The organism is Sphaerisporangium rhizosphaerae, assembly GCF_042665155.1.
Classification (GTDB): Bacteria; Actinomycetota; Actinomycetes; order Streptosporangiales; family Streptosporangiaceae; genus Sphaerisporangium; species Sphaerisporangium rhizosphaerae.
In genome coordinates, this window is the sequence record NZ_JBHTCG010000009.1 from 39,318 (window position 1) to 57,167 (window position 17,850).

17 protein-coding genes are annotated in these 17,850 nt (G+C 68.5%); 2 read left to right on the forward strand and 15 right to left on the reverse strand.

The annotated features are described in order from the left end of the window. Positions 1 to 46: 46 nt before the first annotated feature. On the reverse strand, positions 47 to 1,294 hold the full coding sequence (locus ACFQSB_RS15630; RefSeq protein WP_380827184.1) for an ABC transporter substrate-binding protein: 1,248 nt from the start codon (positions 1,292 to 1,294) through the stop codon (positions 47 to 49). Positions 1,295 to 1,440: 146 nt separating this feature from the next. Here ACFQSB_RS15630 and ACFQSB_RS15635 point away from each other — a divergent pair, with 146 nt between their 5' ends. Both ACFQSB_RS15635 and ACFQSB_RS15640 read left to right on the forward strand, forming a co-directional pair. After that, positions 1,441 to 2,217, forward strand: coding sequence for an IclR family transcriptional regulator (locus tag ACFQSB_RS15635; protein ID WP_380827185.1), 777 nt, complete (start codon positions 1,441 to 1,443; stop codon positions 2,215 to 2,217). Between the two features lie 763 nt (positions 2,218 to 2,980). Further along, the gene (locus ACFQSB_RS15640) at positions 2,981 to 4,375 is read left to right on the forward strand and encodes a lectin (RefSeq protein WP_380827187.1); all 1,395 of its coding nucleotides are present in this window, start codon (positions 2,981 to 2,983) and stop codon (positions 4,373 to 4,375) included. Between the two features lie 110 nt (positions 4,376 to 4,485). Here the strand turns inward: ACFQSB_RS15640 and ACFQSB_RS15645 are convergent, their stop codons facing one another. The 14 genes from ACFQSB_RS15645 to ACFQSB_RS15710 all read right to left on the reverse strand — a co-directional run bounded on the left by ACFQSB_RS15645 (position 4,486) and on the right by ACFQSB_RS15710 (position 17,522). Beyond that, a complete protein-coding gene (locus ACFQSB_RS15645) occupies positions 4,486 to 5,739 on the reverse strand; it encodes an MFS transporter (RefSeq protein WP_380827188.1) in 1,254 nt (417 codons plus the stop codon). A gap of 111 nt (positions 5,740 to 5,850) precedes the next feature. Further along, the gene (locus ACFQSB_RS15650) at positions 5,851 to 7,074 is read right to left on the reverse strand and encodes an ATP-grasp domain-containing protein (RefSeq protein WP_380827190.1); all 1,224 of its coding nucleotides are present in this window, start codon (positions 7,072 to 7,074) and stop codon (positions 5,851 to 5,853) included. Then, entirely contained in the window at positions 7,071 to 7,622 is a 552-nt protein-coding gene (locus tag ACFQSB_RS15655; RefSeq protein WP_380827192.1) for a cupin domain-containing protein, read from the reverse strand. The genes ACFQSB_RS15650 and ACFQSB_RS15655 overlap by 4 nt, the downstream gene beginning before the upstream one ends. Beyond that, positions 7,622 to 8,560 (reverse strand): hypothetical protein, encoded by a 939-nt coding sequence (locus ACFQSB_RS15660; RefSeq protein WP_380827193.1) that lies wholly within the window; start codon positions 8,558 to 8,560, stop codon positions 7,622 to 7,624. The genes ACFQSB_RS15655 and ACFQSB_RS15660 overlap by 1 nt, the downstream gene beginning before the upstream one ends. Before the next feature lie 4 nt (positions 8,561 to 8,564). Beyond that, a complete protein-coding gene (locus tag ACFQSB_RS15665; protein WP_380827195.1) occupies positions 8,565 to 9,044 on the reverse strand; it encodes a GNAT family N-acetyltransferase in 480 nt (159 codons plus the stop codon). Next, the gene (locus ACFQSB_RS15670; protein WP_380827197.1) at positions 9,017 to 9,922 is read right to left on the reverse strand and encodes a beta-ketoacyl-[acyl-carrier-protein] synthase family protein; all 906 of its coding nucleotides are present in this window, start codon (positions 9,920 to 9,922) and stop codon (positions 9,017 to 9,019) included. The genes ACFQSB_RS15665 and ACFQSB_RS15670 overlap by 28 nt, the downstream gene beginning before the upstream one ends. Next, positions 9,923 to 10,201 carry a hypothetical protein gene (locus ACFQSB_RS15675; protein WP_380827199.1) on the reverse strand — a complete coding sequence of 93 codons (279 nt, stop codon included), beginning with the start codon at positions 10,199 to 10,201 and terminating at the stop codon, positions 9,923 to 9,925. It lies immediately after the preceding gene. Then, the gene (locus ACFQSB_RS15680; protein WP_380827201.1) at positions 10,194 to 11,102 is read right to left on the reverse strand and encodes a chlorinating enzyme; all 909 of its coding nucleotides are present in this window, start codon (positions 11,100 to 11,102) and stop codon (positions 10,194 to 10,196) included. The genes ACFQSB_RS15675 and ACFQSB_RS15680 overlap by 8 nt, the downstream gene beginning before the upstream one ends. Further along, the gene (locus ACFQSB_RS15685) at positions 11,099 to 12,022 is read right to left on the reverse strand and encodes an amidohydrolase family protein (protein ID WP_354919256.1); all 924 of its coding nucleotides are present in this window, start codon (positions 12,020 to 12,022) and stop codon (positions 11,099 to 11,101) included. The genes ACFQSB_RS15680 and ACFQSB_RS15685 overlap by 4 nt, the downstream gene beginning before the upstream one ends. Then, positions 12,019 to 12,249 carry an acyl carrier protein gene (locus ACFQSB_RS15690; protein WP_354919253.1) on the reverse strand — a complete coding sequence of 77 codons (231 nt, stop codon included), beginning with the start codon at positions 12,247 to 12,249 and terminating at the stop codon, positions 12,019 to 12,021. The genes ACFQSB_RS15685 and ACFQSB_RS15690 overlap by 4 nt, the downstream gene beginning before the upstream one ends. Further along, a complete protein-coding gene (locus ACFQSB_RS15695; protein WP_380827203.1) occupies positions 12,246 to 13,748 on the reverse strand; it encodes an AMP-binding protein in 1,503 nt (500 codons plus the stop codon). The genes ACFQSB_RS15690 and ACFQSB_RS15695 overlap by 4 nt, the downstream gene beginning before the upstream one ends. Next, positions 13,738 to 15,075: a hypothetical protein gene (locus ACFQSB_RS15700; RefSeq protein WP_380827205.1), complete on the reverse strand. Its 1,338-nt coding sequence runs from the start codon at positions 15,073 to 15,075 to the stop codon at positions 13,738 to 13,740. The genes ACFQSB_RS15695 and ACFQSB_RS15700 overlap by 11 nt, the downstream gene beginning before the upstream one ends. Beyond that, positions 15,072 to 16,670: a GMC family oxidoreductase gene (locus ACFQSB_RS15705; RefSeq protein WP_380827207.1), complete on the reverse strand. Its 1,599-nt coding sequence runs from the start codon at positions 16,668 to 16,670 to the stop codon at positions 15,072 to 15,074. Before ACFQSB_RS15705 ends, ACFQSB_RS15700 begins: the two co-directional genes overlap by 4 nt. Further along, positions 16,671 to 17,522, reverse strand: a complete 852-nt coding sequence (locus ACFQSB_RS15710) for a TauD/TfdA dioxygenase family protein (RefSeq protein ID WP_380827434.1) — start codon at positions 17,520 to 17,522, stop codon at positions 16,671 to 16,673. Positions 17,523 to 17,850 lie beyond the last annotated feature (328 nt).

Sequence of the window (17,850 nt, forward strand, 5' to 3'; positions counted from 1 at the left end):
AGTAGGACGCCGCCGGCGGGAGAGTCTCGCCGGCGGCGTCGTCCGGTCAGCCAACCAGTTGGGACGCCTGCTGCTGGGCGCGGTCCAGTGCGGTCTTGAGGTCGACCGTGCCCTGGAGGGCCGCGACGACGTTCTGCACGACGATCTTGCGGATGTCCGGCGTCTTCGCCTCGAACCCCTGGACGATCTGCGGCAGGCTCGAGTCGGTGAGGTCGTCGAAGACGGTCAGGAACGGCGTCTTCTGGAGCTGTTCAGGGCTTCGCTTGGTGACCGTCGCCACACTGCTGGCGCCGAGGATCTCCTGCAGCTTGACCTGGTTGTTCGGCTCGAGCGCCCACTTGATGAAGGTGGCCGCGGCCTCCTTCGCGGGGCTCGCCTCGTTGATGACGATCGGCGCGAGGATCGCGCCCTGCTTGCGGACGGGGAACGGGATGGGTGCGACGTTGAAGTTCAGGTCGGCGTTCTGACCGCGGGTCGCCGTCACATAGCCGCCGTTGTTGAGCTCCATGCCGACCTTGCCCTCGGCGAACATGCGGCGGAACGTCGCCGCGTCCGCGCCACGCGGGATCACTTTGGCGTCGTACAGGTCCTTGAACGCCTGCAGGCCCTTGAGGTTCGCGGGCGAGTTGATCGTCAGCTTCTGGCCGTCCGACCACGCGCCGCCGAAGCCGTAGACGTAGTTGAAGATGTCCTGCCACACACCGGCTTCCTCGGCCTCCGTCTGGCGGAACGCCAGGCCGTAGGTGTCGCCCTTGGTCAGCGACTTCGCCGTGTCGACGAACTGCTCGTAGCTCGTCGGGGGCTTCGGGATCAGGTCGGCGTTGTAGAACATCGCGTAGTTCGACGCCTCGAAGATGATCCCGTGACGCTGGCCGTCGTGGACCATGAACTGGTCCGGCTGCTTGAGCAGGTCGTACTTGCCGACGTCGATCAGGTCGTTGAGCGGTGCGATGAGGCCGGCGTCCGAGGCGGACTCGAACTCCGGCATGTCGAAGCGGATCAGATCGGGCCCTTTTCCGCTGCCCATCTGGGTCAGGATGGTCTGCCCGAAGGTCGGATACGGCACCGCCGCGGCGGAGACCTGCACCTTGCTCTGGCTCTTGTTGAACTCCTCGAGCCACTTGGTGAGCAGCGGTCCGCGGCCCGGATCGCCGAGGGTCGAGGCGGCGAACGTCAGCTTGGCCACGCCGCCCCCGGATCCACCGTCGGAGCCGCAGCCGGTCACGAGGGCGACGGCCATAGATGTGACGCCGGCCGCCGCGGCGATGCCGCGGCGAACGCGATGCAGCCTCATTTGTTACTCCACAGTAATAACTGGATACTTCCCCGAAACCGTGGTCGGAATTGCAACGATCGTAGCGACATGTGCAACGAAGTCAAGTGGCGGTTGCACATCTCATGAGCTACATTGCAAACTACGCAACGCAAGGAGGATGGTAAGTGGCGCAATCGATCCAGCGTGCGATCAACCTCATCCGCTTGGCGGCGGAACATCCGCTGACACTGTCGGAGGCCTCGGACGTGCTCGGCGTCCACAAATCCACGGCCCTGCGGATCCTCCAGACGCTGGAGGCCGCGCGCTTCGTGCGCAAGACGGGGGCGGGGACGTACGTGTTCGGCAGCGGGCTCATCGAGCTGTCGGAACTCGCGCTCGGCTCGATGGACCTCCGTCAGTTCGCCTCCGCGCACCTGCGCGTGCTTCAGCGGCGGACGGGCCATACCGTGCACCTGGCGCAGTTGACCGGCGACGAGATCGTCTACGTCGACAAGGTGGACAGCCCCGCGTTCGACGCGGTGAAGCTGCCGTCACGGGTCGGCCGGGCCGTCTCGATCTACGCGAGCGCCGTGGGCAAGGTGATCCTCGCCCACCTCTCCCAGGCGGAACGCGACCGCCTGCTCTCTCACGTCACCTTCGAGCGGTACACCGGCACGACCTTCGCCGACCGCGAATCCCTCGACGCCGAACTCGCCCGCGTCGCCGAGCGCGGCTGGGCCATCGACGACGGCGAGCACGACGCCTACGTCATGTGCGTCGCCGCACCGATCAGGGATTCGCGTGGACAGGTCATCGCGGCGGTCTCCCTGACCGCCATCGAGGTGATCGCGAACCTGGACCAGCTGAAGGAGAAGCTTCCGCTCCTGCTGGAGACCTCGGCACTGATCTCCCAGGAACTCGGGTTCACACCCGAGCCCTCGTCCGCTCCACCGGCGAGCTGAGAGGCGTCCTTCGGGAACACCCCGCCGGTGTCCCTCCTCCGCGCCTGCCGGGCATGCCCTTCACGGCCTCCGGCGCGGATCGTCCGGCGCCTTGCCGTGGCGCCTCAGATGCCACGGCAAAGGCGTGCCGGAGGTGCGTCGCCGTCGGGTTGTTAGCGCTAACATCCTGTCCTGGCATTCCTCCTCTTCGCCTGGTGTACTTGAGGTGGTGGTGCAGCGGAGCCAATACGATCAAGTGCGCTTTCGTCAAGAGCCCCGGACTCGCCGCTCGCCGCGCGTTCGCCGGCGACGACCGGTTTTCCACCGCCACCGGCATCCGATCGCATGGTGTCCGGAGCTCGGCACGATGCAACTTTCATCCGGTGCTGGTGCGGCATGGCCCACGGCGCCCTTCCTGGTGACGTGGGCACCGATGCGCGTCAGGTCGCTGCGGAAGCCTCGCCGCCGTCGAGCCGAATCGAACCGATTCGTCGATGGTCTTGACATGTTACAGAGAGGTTTCCACACTGAGTCCGCAAGGCGGCTTCCTCCTGTCGAGGTCGGTGGTGGTGACAGGGCCGCCAATTGGTGACGCGACGTCTCTGACGCCGGTCTGCCACGGTTCGGCGACGATCCGCCGCCCGTGCCCGGCCCGGCTTCGCGTCCCCTCTTCAACCGACTCGGCAGTGGAGGCTCAGACGTGGGCGAGAACGGTATTTCCCCAGATCGACCCCAGCGCGTATCCAGACCACGGCGCACAACGCGCGGCACTCGCCGGTTGGCGGTGGCCGGTGTCGTCGGTGTGCTCGGGGTGGTCTCGGCGTTGGCGGCCAGCACTCCGGCGGGCGCGGCGGCGAGCACGCTGGGCGCCGCGGCGGCCCAAAGCGGCCGGTACTTCGGCGCGGCGATCTCGGCGAGTCATCTGAACGACTCCACCTACGTGGCCACCTGGGACCGCGAGTTCTCCGGCGTCACCCCCGAAAACGAAATGAAGTGGGACGCCACCGAGCCCTCGCGCAACTCCTTCCGCTTCACCGGCGCCGACCAGATCGTCAGCCACGCCCAGAGCAAGGGCATGAAGATCCGCGGCCACACACTGGTCTGGCACGCCCAGCTGCCCAGCTGGGTTTCCGGCCTTTCCGCCAGTGACCTTCGCACGGCGATGGTCAATCACATCAACGGTGTGATGGGGCACTACAAGGGCCAGATCACCTATTGGGACGTGGTGAACGAGGCCTTCGCCGACGGAGGTTCGGTGGGGGCGCTGCGCAGTTCGGTGTGGACCCAGAAGCTGGGCAACGGGTTCATCGAGGAGGCCTTCCGCGCGGCGCGGGCGGCCGATCCGTCGGCCAAGCTGTGCTACAACGACTACAACATCGACGACGCCAACGCCAACAAGACCCGCGGCGTCTACAACATGGTCAAGGACTTCAAGGCCCGAGGCGTGCCGATCGACTGCGTGGGCCTGCAGTCGCACTTCGGCAACCCGCCGTCCAACTACCAGAGCAACATCGCCCAGTTCGCCGCGCTGGGGGTGGACGTCAACATCACCGAGCTGGACATCGGCGGTTCCGGCTCCACCCAGGCCGACGCCTACCGCCGGGTGACCCAGGCGTGCATGGCCGTCTCCCGCTGCACCGGCATCACCGTGTGGGGCATCACCGACAAATACTCCTGGCGCTCCGGCGACACCCCCCTGCTCTTCGACGGCAACTTCAACAAAAAGCAGGCCTACACCTCCGTCCTCGACGCCCTGAACGGCGGCACCTCCTCTCCGCCGCCTTCGGGGGGTAGTGGTGGTGCGATCAAGAGCGCGCAATCGGGCCGGTGTATTGACGTGGCCGGCGCCTCGCAGGCCAATGGCTCGCAGGCACAGATCTGGGACTGCAACGGTCAGACCAACCAGCAGTGGTCCTCTACCAGTTCCAGTGAGTTGCGGGTGTACGGAAGCAAGTGCCTCGACGTGAACGGCGGCGGCACCGCCGACGGCGCCAACGTGATCATCTGGGACTGCAACGGGCAGAACAACCAGAAGTGGCGGCTCAACTCCGACGGCACCATCACCGCCGTCGGCGCGAACAAGTGCCTCGACGTGTACAACAACGGCACCGCCAACGGCACCAAACTCGTCATCTGGTCCTGCAACGGCGGCTCCAACCAGCGCTGGACCCGCACCTGATCCCACCTCGCGTCCCGTCTCGCCCGGCGCCACCGGCGCCCGGCGAGGCGGGCCAATGCCATGGCCGCCCCCGCAGATGGTGTACATCTCTGTGGACACCGCACTGGACGCTAAGGCAGGACGGGTTCGCGGACGCCCGCGCGCATGCCGAGGTAGGCGAGGACGCCGAGGGCCGCGCACATCACCCAGACGGCGCCGCCCACGTACTCGAACAGGGCCGTGCCGATGGTCGGGCCAAGGGCCCAGCCCGCTGCTTGGCAGGTGGACAGTGCGCCTATGTAGCGGCTGCGGAGAATGGGGGTGGGAGCGGCCAGAGCCGGGTAGGCGCCGATGCTGGGAGCGCTGATGATCTCTCCAAGGGTCCAGACGACGGCTCCGAGGATGAAGATCCATGCACCGAAGGGAAGGCCGAACAGGCTCAGGCCCACGCCCAGGAGGAGGCAGCCGGTGGCGACGGTGGTCCGCATGGGGAAGCGCTGGATGAAGGGGGTCAGGGGCAGTTCCACGAGGATGACCAGCGCACCGTTGATCGCCACCAGTGCGCCGTAGAGAGCGGTCGGGTAGCCGCGTTGCTGCACTTCGAGCGGTAGCGTCGAGTGGTACTGGGCCTCGGCGACGGCCGTGATGAACATGCCGGCGAGGAACAGCAGGTAGCGTCGGTCCCCCAGCAGATCCTTGTAACGCGCGGTGTCCTTGGGGGCCGGGGCCTCGGCGGCTCGGCTCCCGGTGGTGGGGTGGTCGCTCGCGCGGTCAGCGGTCGCGGCCGGGATGACCAGCAGGACGACCAGGGCGAAGAGCAGGTCCACCAGTGCGTTGACGAGGAAGACGACCTGGTAGGAGAAGGCGGCTGCCAGCCATACGCCCAGCAGGGGGCCGATGGCGGCGCCGAGGTTGAGGCCGAAACGGCTGGCGGCCGAGGTCGTGACGAGGCGTTGCGGTGGGGTCAGGTCGGCGAGCATGGTCATGGCGGCGGGGCGGTACATCTGGCCGAAGGCGCCCGCGGCGAAGCTGACGGCCAGCAGCGGGACGAGCGCCGTCACGACGGTCAGGGACGCGACGGCGAGGCTGCACAACAGCATCGACCAGATGATCACGGTTCGTGCGCCGTACTTTCCGGTGGCACTGCCGCCGGCGAACGTTCCCACGATCGAGCCCACGCCGAAACCGGTGACGACGAAGCCGGCCTGCGCGGGGCTGTAGCCGAGGCCGGTGAGGTACAGGATCAGGAAGAGCGCGACGAAGCTTCCCGTGCGGTTCAGGGCGATGCCGAACAGCAGGACGATGGCCGACCGCGGCAGTTCGCGCAGCGTGCGGATCACCCCCGCGGGGGCTTCGGCGGCGGGTGTCTGCGGCGGGTTGGTCATGGGGACTCCACATGCGCGGATTGATCAAGGGGGGCTCTACGTGCGTGGGTTGATCAAGGGGGACTCCGCGTACGCGGGTCGATCATGCGGGGCTCCACGTGCGCGGCATGGTCATGCGGGGCTCCACGTGCAGCGCAGTGCCGCCAGGGACCGGTCCAGTGCGGCGGAGACCTCCTCGCGGGTGGACGCGGTGGCGGTGGCGAAGGCCACGCGGGCTTCCATCTGGTCCTTGTTCGGCAGTTGGACGACGTCGCCTGGGCTGACGAGGGGAACGGCGAGGTCCGTCTCCGCAGGAAGGGCCGACTCGTCGAAGGCGATCTCCGCTACGCGGGTCTCGGGCCATGGGGGGTAGGCGAACCTGATTCCGGCGCATGACGTGCGCACCGGTGTCAGGTCGGGGACGGCGCCGCAGGACACGTCGGCCAGGGCCAGGCCGGGGGCCACACCGGAGGCGTTGCCGCACAGGTAGGAGATGAGGTCGCCGCCCAGCCGACCGTTGATCTCGATGAGTTTCGGGCCCTTGTCGGTGAGTTTGAGTTCGGTGTGCGTGGCGCCGGTCGAGTAGCCGATGGCGGTGTGGACCTGGGTGAGGAACGTGGTGATCGCGGGGTCGGCCAGCAGCGGGTCGGCGGCGTGCGTCCAGTGGCCGGTCTCCTCGAAGTACGGCGCGTAGCCCATCTCCTTGTGCGAGACGAGGATCGGCATGACCCGGCCGTTCCGCACGACCGAGTCGACGGCGATCTCCTGGCCGGTGAGGTACTCCTCGATCAGGACGGAGCGGCCTGAGGATCGCAGGTCGGCGGCCGGGAGGCGGTGCGCGGAGGGGAAGTGGCCGGCCAGCTCCCCGGCGTCGTGGATGAGCGCGACGGCCTGGCTCGCGACGCCGCCTCTCGGCTTGATGACGACGGGGTAGCCGAACTCGCCGGCCACGGCGCACGCCTCGGCGAGGTCGGCCACCAGGACGGATCGGGGCTGGGGGACGCCGCGTGCGGCGAGGGCCGAGCGGGTGAGGTGTTTGTCGCGGCAGGCGCGCGCGGCGCCGGGACCGGGGCCTGGCAGGCCCGCGGCGGCCGCGGCGAGGGCGGTGTCGACGACGTGGTCCTCGGCCCACGTCATGATGCCGTCGACGCCGCCTTGCGCGACGACCTCTTCGACGGCGGCCGCGATGCCGTCCGGCGTCATGCCGGGGACGACGCTGACGCCGGTGACGTACGGCGTCTCCCATTCGGCCGCTCTGCCGATGACGATGTGGACGTCGTGGCGCTCACCGATGCCGCGCAGCATGAACTCGCGGTACAGGCGGGGCCCTGTCCCGACGACGACCAGCCTCGTCATGCCGGCCGCTTCGCGCCGATGCCGACGAACGCCATCAGTGCCGGGGTCTCGGAGCGGTTGTGCCAGGCGTGCGGGGTCCCCTGCTGGACGACGCAGGCGCCGGGGGTGAGCCGCACCTCCTCACCGGAGTCGAGTTCGAGCCACAGCTCGCCTTCGAGGCAGATGCCGTAGTCGAGGGTGTCGGTGGTGTGCATCCCCGAGCCGTCGCCGGGTTCGAAGGCGTCGATCAGGCCGGGGAGGCGTTCCCGGACCTCCGCGTCGATCTCGGCCTGGTCATCGGGGGACGGTGGTCCGGTGAGCGCGGACGCGGGCGGGAAGCGCACGAGCAGGAGCCGCGTGCCGCCGATCCCGGCGAAGAACGGCAGCGAGATCGGGCCGGTGGCCTTCGGGCCGACGGTCGCGCCGCCGTCGGGGCTGCCCCACATCAGGTACATCTCCTGGCCGAGGAGCGCGCGTGCCGTGACCGGCGGGACGAGCGTGTCGCGGACGACGACCGCTTTGTCGTCCGGGCCGTAGCCGGTCACGATCAGGCGTGGATCGATCGGCATCAGAGTCCCCCCAGTCCCCGCAGCCGCTTCAGCATGTCCTCCTCGGCCGCGCGGAGCTCCGCGCACGCGGCGGCCACGCGGGAGGCGTCCACCCGGCCGATCGCCTTGCCGATCATCAGCTGGTTCCTGATGTCCCTGCACCGGCCGACGAGGTCGGCGAGCGCCGGATCGGCGTCCGCGTACGCCGGTTGCCGCTTCGCGAACTCCCGCAGGCAGGCCCGTGACCCCTCGTACACCGAGAAGGCGTCGTACAGCAGGGCGATGGTGCGCGCCGGGGTGAGCCACGGTGTCGCCAGCAGGTCCGCGACCCCGTCGAGCAGCGCGTAGGTGTCGTCGTAGGTCCGCAGGACCTCGGTGAACGCCGCCGACGACCCGGCCGCCGCGGCGGCGGCGTCGTACGGGCCGGCGGGGAACCAGCTGACGTGCCGCAGTTTGCCGTTGTCGTACGCCGCGGCGACGACGTCCTCGGGATAGGCGTACCGGCACAGCACACTGGCCTGGTTGTCGTCGAGGATCGACCAGAGGCCGTCGGCGCGGGAGGTGAGGGTGATGGTGTGGACGACGTGCTCGGTGCGGTACTCGGGGGTGTGCGGGAGGTAGTAGACGTCGATGAACAGGATCACGTAACCGGTGCGCTCGACGGTGTCGAAGATCAGCTCGCGTGCCTGCGCGTAGGTGTCGAACGGCACGTACTCGCGGGTGATCCCGACGCGTGCGAGCGCGGCGGGGTCGAGGAGGTCGCTCTGGAAGTCGTACTTCGGCCGGCCGAGGCGGATGACCTGGTCGGCGATGTCGTCTCCGGCGACCAGGCAGTTGTAGAAGGTCAGCGGCAGGTCGGGGACACGCTCGGCGAGCATGACCATGGCCTGCCGCTGGTAGCAGTTGAGGAACGACCGGTCGTACAACTGCTGGTCGTAGTCGTGGACGAGATCCTTCATGTCGTCAGATCGTCCGGGTCATGAAGTAGCTGTGCGGGTCGGGGCCGTAGCCTTCGAACGGGCCGCAGGCTTCGAAGCCGAACTTCTCGTACAGCTTCCTGGCCTGCTCGAAGTGCTCGGTCGCGCCGGTCTCCAGGCTGAGCCGTTCGATGCCCATCGCCTTGGCCTCCGCCAGCATGTGGGTGAGGAGCAGGCTCGCGACGCCGTCGCGCCGGCGCTCGGGGGCGGTGCGCATGGACTTGATCTCGGCGTGCGTGCCGTCGATGCGCTTGATCGCGCCGCAGCCGACGAGCCGGTCGCCGTCGTACACCGACCAGAACGTGACCTCCGGGACCCGGAGCCTGTCGAGGTCGAGTGCGTACACGCTCTCGGAGGGGGTGATGGCGTGCATCTCCCGCAGGTGGTCCTCCAGGAACGCGGCGATCTCCGGGCCGCGGAGATCGTCGAGCACGATCTTCATGTACTTGCCTCCAGTAGTGCGCACGCGAAGAAGCCCGGCGCGGAGGCCTGCGCGAGGTAGAGAGCTCCTGGCTCCAGGCCGGTCTTGTGGTGGTAATCCATCAGATTGATCAGCCAGTCGGCGTTGCCGCAATGACCGTACCGGGTCATCGGCTCCTGGAAGTAGAGCTTCCCGCGGGCCTGTCCGGCGGCCATCGCGTTGAAGGTCGCGATGGGTGCGAACAGGCTCGAAGTGAAGATCTTCGCGACGTCGTCCGGCGCGCGTCCGGCCTGGCCGAACGCCTGGCCGAGCGCGGCCCGCGCCACCGACTGCCGGGTCGCGAACGTGTCCTGGCCGACCATGCCCAAGAAGTCGGCGGCGACACCGGTCCCCGCGAGCGTGAGGCCGGCGTGGTCACGGCTGATGAGGCAGCCGGCCACGGCGTCACCGAAGACCGCGAAGGACTTCACCCGGTCGCGGTCGTCCGGTGTGAAGTCCAGCGCCACCAGTACGACGTTGCGCGCGTCCGCGCCGGCCAGGCCCCAGGCGTACCGCAGAGCCTCGATGGAGCTGCAGCACTGCTGGAGCGACACGATCGCGGGAACGCACGCGGTGAGCCCGGCGGCGCGCATGACGTCGACGGCGACGTCCCTGCCGAGCAGGCCGAGCACGCCGTCGGAGGTCGCGAGCACGAGCCGGTCCACCTCGGCCGCGCGGACGCCGTGCTCGCTCAGCACCTTGGCCACACAGTCCACGATGTACGGGGTGACCGGCCCGGTCATCTTCCGGTACGTGCCCGTCCCCATCGCGGCGAACGCGGTGTCCGGCGACACCGCGCGCCACAGGTCCTCGAACCCGGGGATGCCCTCAGGACGGCCTTCGGCGTGACCGGTGACGCAGGCGAAGGACCCGATGGCCGCCACTCAGACCTCGACCGGCGCGCCGGCGTCGATCTCCTCGATCACCGACAGGATGCCTTCGACCTCGTCGAGCATCGGCACCCACTCGGGACGCAGCGCGATCTTCCCGTCGGCCTTCTCCTCGATGTAGTTGTTGACGAGGATGAGGATGTTGAGCGAGCTGATGCCGAGTTCGGCGCGTGAGGTGCTCTGCGCGACCTCCTCGTAGGTGAGGTCCGGCGCCATCGGCTGCGTGCCGAGGAAGTCGACGAAGTTCCTCAGCCGGTCGTCGATCTCAGGCATTGGCCACCCGCCTGAACTCGTAGCCGTTGAGGTTCTCGGTGTAGATCCGGTTGTAGCCGTACCTGTCCTCGCCGGAGACCAGGACGCAGCCGTGGTAGTCGAGGCTGATCTCGTCGCCGAACTCGACCAGCTTGTCCACGTGCTCGTACACCTTGGTCTGCGGGATCACGTACCTGGAGGCGTAGCCGAGGCGGGTCTGGTCGCTGATGTTCGGCAGGGACCCGTGGACGCATTTCTCGACGAACAGGACGAACTGGCCGGGTTCCATCTCCATCTCGACGACCTCGTCCTTCTCCGGGTCCCAGCTCGGGTCGATCTGGAGCTCGGAGTAGTCGTAGCCGAAGAAGTCGGTCTTGCGCTCCGGGCTCTTGTGGAGCCGCTTGTTCTCGTCGTAGAACCAGCGCTTCTGGCTGCCGCGGATGAAGCGCAGGCAGCCGTTCTCGCGTCCGGCCGGGGAGAAGGCGGTCCAGACGCTGACGTCCTGGAGGACCGTGTCGTCGTCGCGGCTGTAGGCGAAGTTCAGTGAAGGCGTGGCGGCGGTCGTGGTCTCGCCGACGATGTACTTCTCGACCTGGTGCCAGCCGGTGCCGGCGTCACCCGGCTGCTTCTGGAAGATGTTGGACTTCCAGCAGATGATGTCCTCGCCGAGGAGTGAGCGCAGCTTGTTCACGATCTCGGGCCGCGAGATGTGCTCGGAGAGCGTGTCGCAGTCCAGGTGCCGGTCATAGTTGATGATCGTCGAGTTGTGCGGCTTGTTCTTCGACAGCGCCATCTCGATCATGGCCTTGCTCCAGATCTTCTGAGCCTCGCCGGGCTCGTACAGATCGAAGGGGCCAACGTAGCCGTTGTCCTTGAAGAACTGGACCTGCTCGGCGGTGAGACCGTCGGTCAGCGATGTCATCTGCCCGTACCCTTCTTGTCGAGGAGCCGTTGTGCGTTTTTCCACATGAACAGGTCGCGGTCGGCCTGGGTCATCTCAGCCGGGAAGGCTCCTTCGGCTGTGAGTCGTTCCACGAAGCCGGCCTGCTTGCCCTGCAACCGGAAGATCGGCCAGTCGGTCCCGAACAGCACCTTGTGGTTGATGTTGCGGCGGAAGAACCGGTTGAGCCCGGCCACCCCGTCGGGGGCCTCGTAACCGCTGGCGTCGATGTAGACGTTGGGCCGGTTGTTGCAGAGCATCGCGCACTCGTCGGGGTAGTGGACGCTGCCGTGCGCGAGCACGAAGTCCACGCCGGGGAAGTCCCGCGCGGGCCGGTCCACGTAGATCGGCAGCGCGATCTCGAAGTCGAGGGCGGGGGAGGTCGCGCCGATGTGCGACAGCACCGGCAGCCGGTGCTGCGCGCAGATCTCGTAGAACGGGTAGAGCGCCTTGTCGTCGAGGCGGTAGCCGCACGGCGGGTAGAGCTTCATCCCGTCGAAGCCGTACTCGACGATGGCCCGTTCGAACAGCGCGATCCCGTCGGCTCCCCACCGCGGGTCGACGCCGACCAGGACGCGGAAGCGGCCGGGGTGCCGGTCGGTCACCACCTTGTGGTGGTCGACGATCTCCTCGATGGTGTGCGTGCCGTCCTTCAGCGCGTAGGTGAAGTCCGGCATCAGCAGCACGGCCTCGTCGATCCCCGCCCCGTCCATCTCCTTGACGAGCTGGTCGCACAGCGGATCCTGGAGGGTCGCGTCGTGCATGCGGCGCAGGTGTTCCTTACGCGCCGGCAGGCCGCGCGCGTGCATGGCCACGGCCATGTTGTCGATGACCCCGTCGCGGAACGACGGCGGGAAGCACATCTCGGCCGCGACGTGGCAGTGGAAGTCGATGATCTTCATGAGCCCGCCTTCAGGCAGATGCCGACGATGTCGTGCACGTATTCGGCCTCGATGAACTCCACGATGTGCCGCATGGTGTCGATGCCGGTCTGCTCCTCAAGAACGAACACGATGCTCATGAGCCCGATCGAGTCGACGCCGAGGTCGTTCCTGAGGCTCATGTGCGGCGCGACGTCCTTGCCTGGCAGGACGCCGGCGATGATCTGGCAGAGCTCGTCCTCGGTCACCCGTTCTCACTCGTCCAGACGGTGCGCCTGACCGCGCCACGGTCGATCTTGAAGTTCCTGGTCAGCAGACCGCTCTCCACGGTGAGCTCCTCCGCCGGGCGGACGAGAGTCGTCGCGATGCGGTGCGACGGCTCGTGGTCCGCGTTCATCCGCGTGATGTGCGCCTCGACCTCGGCCGCCTTGCCCGGGTCGTCCAGCCAGACGACGCAGGCGAGCAGCGCGGCGCCGTCCGGCAGGGCCACCATGGCGCGGACACCGGGAAAGGCGCGTTCGATGCCGGCCTCGAGCTCGGCCGGGTTGATCTTCACACCGCTCCGGGTGATGATCACGTTGTTCTCGCGGCCGGTGAGCCGCAGGAAGCCGTCCTCAAGGACCCCGAGGTCGCCGGTGACGATCCTGCCGTCGGGGAGGAAGACGGCGTCCTGCGTCTCGACGCCTTCGTACACGTACCCGGCGACCTGCGGCCGTTCGGCGCGCACGACGACCTCGCCGTCGTCGCCGAGTTCGACGGTGACGCCGTCCACGGGCCGTCCCGCCGTGCCGGCCCTGGCCGCGCCCGGCACGTTCATGGCGATCCAGCCGATCTCGGTGCTGCCGTAGATCTCGTACAGCGGCGCGCCGAGCTCGTGGAACAGCCTGACCATGGCCGGCGGCACCGGCGCGGACCCGGTGTACATGAGCCGCACCCGCGACCCGTACATCGACAGCCATCCGCGGCCCTTGTCCATGCGCTCGGCCGGGTCGGCGGCCATGACCCGGTTGTGGAGCACTTCGAAGAAGGACGGCGGGCCGAGGATGATCGTGGGTTCCACGACCTTGAGCGCCTGGAACATGATCTCCGGCGGGACGACGGTGGCCGCGCAGCCCGTCCAGATCGCGAGGTAGGTGAGGTAGCGCTGCTGGAAGTTCGAGTACGGCATCACGATCAGGATGTCGTCGTCCGTCGTGACCCGCCACGCGCGTGCCGACAGCTCAACGGTGTTGGCGATGCCGTCGTCGGTGAGCATCAGGCCCTTCTGGGTCCCGGCGGTCCCCGAGGAGAACGCGATCGTGCGCACTCCGGGCGGCAGCGCCGGGACGTCGTCGTGCCGCGCCGGGCCGAGCTTGACCGGCCGTTCGGACAGGACCGCGGTGGCCGCCGGCAGGCCGGCCTCGCCGGAGAGCGGCCGGGTCACCAGCAGCGCGGCCAGACGGTAGCGCTCGACGAACGCGCCGATCTCCGCCGGTTCGTGACGGTTCTCCGCGGGGATGGCGACGGGGACGCAGCCGAGCGCGAGCAGCGCGAGGTCGGCGAGAATCCATTCGTAGGAGTTAGGGCCGAGCACGCCGACGAGGTCACCCGGGCGAAGGCCGCTGTCGCGCAGCTCGGACATGAGCCGGACGGCGTCGTCGTGGGTCTCGCCGTAGGTCTTGACCAGCGTGGTCCCGTCGCGCGCCACGAACCGCATCCGCTGCGCGGGATGCTCGGCGAGCTTGTCCACCAAGGAGTCAACGAACATGGATGTGTTCCTGGACGTACTCCACGGACCGCATGGGCCCGAGGCGTAACTCCTCGACCAGCGGCTTCAGCAGGCCGAGCTCCGCCGGGCCGTACGTGGCGTGGAAGGTGAGCGCGGGGCCGGGGCCGGGGAGCAGCAGGACCTCGGCCAGGCAGCGGGCCAGCGACCGGAGCCCGGCGACCACCACGTCCGGCTCGACGACGAGAACAGGGCCGTCGAGCGCGAGCGCGCCGACCTGTGCCAGGTAGGACAACTGGAGGAACATGCCGTCGCCGTCGGGGAACGTGCCGAGGCCGCGGTCCACGTAGCGCAGGCATTCGGCCAGGTAGTACGCGATGACGTCGGCCTTGTCCAGCCCGAGCGCCTCGGCCCACACCTCGGCGAGGACCAGGACGCCGAACACGTCGGCGGCCGTCTCCTGGAGCACCCCGACGGCCCATTTGTCGGCGGTCCGCAGCGGGCCGAAGTCGGTCGCGGGCCGGTGCACGAAGTGGCCGAACTCGTGGCCGAGCACACCGAGCGTCGGAATGCCGGCGAACCGCTCGTCCGCCGGGTCGAACCCGTTCCCCCCGCGCACGTACCGCGCGGAGAGCGGCCCGGACACCGTGTCGAGGATGGCGCGGTGGGTGTTGCGGAAGTAGTAGGTCTTCATGTACGGCGACCGGCCGACGCCTTCGTCCTCCGGCAGGAAGTACGCGATGTGCTTGGGGTGCAGGTTCCCCTCACCGGCCATGAAGAACAACCGGGTCGCGCCGAACGCCGGCAGGTCGCCGAGCCGGAGGTCGACCATGAGCGTGCGCAGGTACGGCTCGACCTTGTCGCGCTCGGCGAGCGCGGCGTCCACGAACCGCTGTCCCGTCTCGTCGCCCCGGCAGGCGAACGCCGTCGGCAACCCGCCGGGGTCCTTCCCCGACCAGGTGCCGAGGTGGTTGGCGACGAGCGTCACGTCCTCACGCAGCTCCGCGAGCTCGCACAACGCCTCGGTCGTGTAGCCGTGCTCGACGGCGTCGGCGCGCAGCGCGAGCGCGCGCCGGCCGGCGTCGTCCGGCAGGTGCTTGGCGATGTCACGCATCGCGGAGGCGACCAGCGCCGGAGCGTGGAAACGCCGCGTGTCCTCCCCCGCCGTCTCCTTGAGGTGCTGCCATTCGGCGTCGATGACCGTCTTCAGCGCGGCCAGCCCGGCGAGGAGACCTCCCCCGAGGTCCGGGGTCTCGGCCGCGAGGTCGAGGCACGCCAGCTGGTAGGCCCCGGACGGCGGCCAGAAGGCGCCGCGCCAGTGGCGGTACGTCCCGGCGGCGGCCTTGTTGCGTACGTAGTCGAACCTCATGCGTTCTCCCTCGAGTCGGCGGTGACCAGGGCCGCGCCTTTCTCGCCGATCATCATGCTCGCGGCGTTCGTGTTGCCGGAGACCATGGCCGGCATCACCGACGCGTCGATCACGCGCAGCCCGGACAGGCCGTGGACGCGCAGCCGGTGGTCGACGACGGACATCGGGTCGGGGCCCATCCGGCACGTCCCCACCGGGTGGTAGGAGGTGTCGCCGTTCTCCCGCGCGTAGGCGACCAGGTCGTCGTCGGTCTGGACGTCCTTTCCCGGAATCAGCTCGAACGCGCGGAACGCGTCGAGCGCCGGATCCTCGACGACGCGGCGCGCGATGCGCATCCCGGCGACCAGCCGCGCGCGGTCGGCCTCGTCGGCGAGGAAACGCGGCCGGATCGCCGGAGGGGCCGTCGCGTCGGCGGACCTGATGTGGATGGACCCGGCGGACTCCGGCCGCAGCGGATAGACGCCGACGGTCATACCGGGAGCGGTGTCGAGCCGCCGGGTCGCTCCCGCGCCGTAGCTGGCCGGAGCGAAGTGGAACTGGATGTCGGGCCGCGGCTCGGCGTCGGACGAGCGGACGAAGCCGTGGCCGAGCGCGATGGGAAGGCTGAGCAGGCCGCGGCGGCGCGTCAGGTACGTCGCGACCTCGCGGGCCAGGCGCAGGCCGCGCGAGCGCTCGTTGAAGGTGATGGGACGGGTGACCCGCCAGCGCAGCCGGGTCGCGTAGTGGTCGCGGAAGTGCTCGCCCACCCCTGGCAGGTGGTGCACGACCGGCACCCCGGCCGCGGCGAGCACGTCGGCGGAGCCGACCCCCGACAGTTCGAGGAGTTGCGGCGACTGGACGGTCCCGGCGCTGACGATCACCTCGCGGCCGCAGTCGGCCTGCCGGCTGCGGCCCTGGTGGCGGTAGGTGACGCCGACGCAGCGTTTGCCGTCGAACCTGAGGCGGGTGACGTGCGCGTCGGTGAGCACGGTCAGGTTGGGCCGGCGCAGCGCACGGCGGAGATACGTCCCGGCGACCGACGAGCGGCGGCCGCCGTCGTGGTTGACCTGGTAGTAGCCGAATCCTTCCTGGTCGCCGGAGTTGTAGTCGGGGTTCTCCGGGTACCCGGCCTTCTGCGCGGCCAGCAGGAACGCGTCGCACAGTTCGTCCCGCTCACGCGGCAGTCCGACGCTGATCAGCCCTTCGCCGCCCCGGCTCGGCCCGCCGATCCCCGTACGCTCCAGGCTCTTGAAGTACGGCAGGACGCCGGCCCACGACCAGCCGGGGTTGCCGAGGCGTTCCCACTCGTCGTAGTCCTCGCGCTGACCGCGGACGAAGATCATGCCGTTGATCTGGTTGGACCCGCCGAGCAGGCGTCCGCGTGGAATGCTCACGCTCCGGCCGCCGATCGTCGGATCGGCGTCGGTCTCGAAGCACCAGTCGTACCTGGGGTTTCCCATGAGGATGGTCTCGGCGGCCGGGATCGACAGCAGCGGGCTGCGCCGCCGCGACCCCGACTCCAGCAGAAGCACCCGTGTGCCGGGGTCCTCCGACAACCGCGACGCCAGCACGCACCCCGCCGCGCCGGCCCCCACGATGATGTAGTCGGCCCGCATCTAACGGGCCGCCGCGAGAGTGGTCCGGTGCATCAGGCGCCGGTGGTTGACGTCGTCGTAGTAGGTGGCCATGTGCATGGCGCTGCGGTTGTCCCACAGGATGATGTCGCCGACCTGCCATCGGTGCCGGTAGGTGAAACGCGGCATCGTGGCGAACTCCTGAAGGAACGTGATGAGCGGCCGGCTCTCTTCCTCGTCCATCCCCTCGATGCGCCACGGCACGTTGCCGCCGACGTACAGTGCCTTGCGTCCGCTCACGTCGTGCACCTTGACAATGGGGTGCGCGACGTCCACCCACTCCTCGCGTTCCTCGGCGGTGGGAGGCGGCCGGTCGGGGTAGTTGTAGGGCCGGGACTGAACGCGGCTGATCACGACCTTGAGGTCGGCGATCCGGTCCTTGATCTCGACCGGGAGCGCGTCGTAGGCGGCGTACATGTTGCCGTACCACGTGTCCCCGCCGACCGGCGGGATCTCGCGCGCGTACAGCATCGATCCCGTCGGCGGGTCGGTCAGGTACGCGCCGTCGCTGTGCCACACGCGGCCGCTGTACGCCGAGCCGATCGGCTTGCCGTCGCGGGTCAGATTCGACAGGACGAGTATCTCGGGGTGGTCGTCGGCGTTGAACCGGGACCGTGTGTAGGCGAGCACCTCACCGAATCTGCGGGTGAACTCCACCTGCTGTGCCGGGGTCATCTTCTGGCCCCTGATCAGCAAAATGGTGGTGTCGATCCACGCCCGATAGATGCGCTCGAAGTCGTGATCTGAAATACGACCTGTGACATCGATTCCGCGGACTTCAGTGCCAATGGTTTCCGTAATGGGAATCAACTCGGGCATGGCTGAACCTCGCATAGAACCCGTAGCGGCGACGGCCGGAGCATACGACACCGTCACAGCGGCACGCAAGATAGCGAGAAACTTTCACCCCCCCGATATCGGTCCCGCAGCCGGCCGCGATAAGTGCCGCGCCGAAACCCGCTCACCGGCACTGACTAGGCGTTTAACATGTTACAAAGCGCTCACTCCCATACGGGCGGCACATAATGGGATCTTGGTCGGTCCAGCAATTGATACAACCCTTTGCCGGCCGCCGGCCGCGTGTTACGCTCCTGCCGCGTGTTCGATGGCTGGAAAACTCAAAGGCGAGAATCCATCCCACTGGCATGGTTTAGACACCGGT

Bases quoted from the DNA above. Each gene is read 5' to 3' on its own strand.
- ACFQSB_RS15710 (WP_380827434.1), bottom strand. From the start codon at position 17,522: ATGCGAGGTTCAGCCATGCCCGAGTTGATTCCCATTACGGAAACCATT.
- ACFQSB_RS15700 (WP_380827205.1), bottom strand. From the start codon at position 15,075: ATGAGGTTCGACTACGTACGCAACAAGGCCGCCGCCGGGACGTACCGC.
- ACFQSB_RS15695 (WP_380827203.1), bottom strand. From the start codon at position 13,748: ATGTTCGTTGACTCCTTGGTGGACAAGCTCGCCGAGCATCCCGCGCAG.
- ACFQSB_RS15685 (WP_354919256.1), bottom strand. From the start codon at position 12,022: ATGAAGATCATCGACTTCCACTGCCACGTCGCGGCCGAGATGTGCTTC.
- ACFQSB_RS15675 (WP_380827199.1), bottom strand. From the start codon at position 10,201: ATGCCTGAGATCGACGACCGGCTGAGGAACTTCGTCGACTTCCTCGGC.
- ACFQSB_RS15660 (WP_380827193.1), bottom strand. From the start codon at position 8,560: ATGAAGGATCTCGTCCACGACTACGACCAGCAGTTGTACGACCGGTCG.
- ACFQSB_RS15705 (WP_380827207.1), bottom strand. From the start codon at position 16,670: ATGCGGGCCGACTACATCATCGTGGGGGCCGGCGCGGCGGGGTGCGTG.
- ACFQSB_RS15650 (WP_380827190.1), bottom strand. From the start codon at position 7,074: ATGACGAGGCTGGTCGTCGTCGGGACAGGGCCCCGCCTGTACCGCGAG.
- ACFQSB_RS15680 (WP_380827201.1), bottom strand. From the start codon at position 11,102: ATGACATCGCTGACCGACGGTCTCACCGCCGAGCAGGTCCAGTTCTTC.
- ACFQSB_RS15645 (WP_380827188.1), bottom strand. From the start codon at position 5,739: ATGACCAACCCGCCGCAGACACCCGCCGCCGAAGCCCCCGCGGGGGTG.
- ACFQSB_RS15630 (WP_380827184.1), bottom strand. From the start codon at position 1,294: ATGAGGCTGCATCGCGTTCGCCGCGGCATCGCCGCGGCGGCCGGCGTC.
- ACFQSB_RS15655 (WP_380827192.1), bottom strand. From the start codon at position 7,622: ATGCCGATCGATCCACGCCTGATCGTGACCGGCTACGGCCCGGACGAC.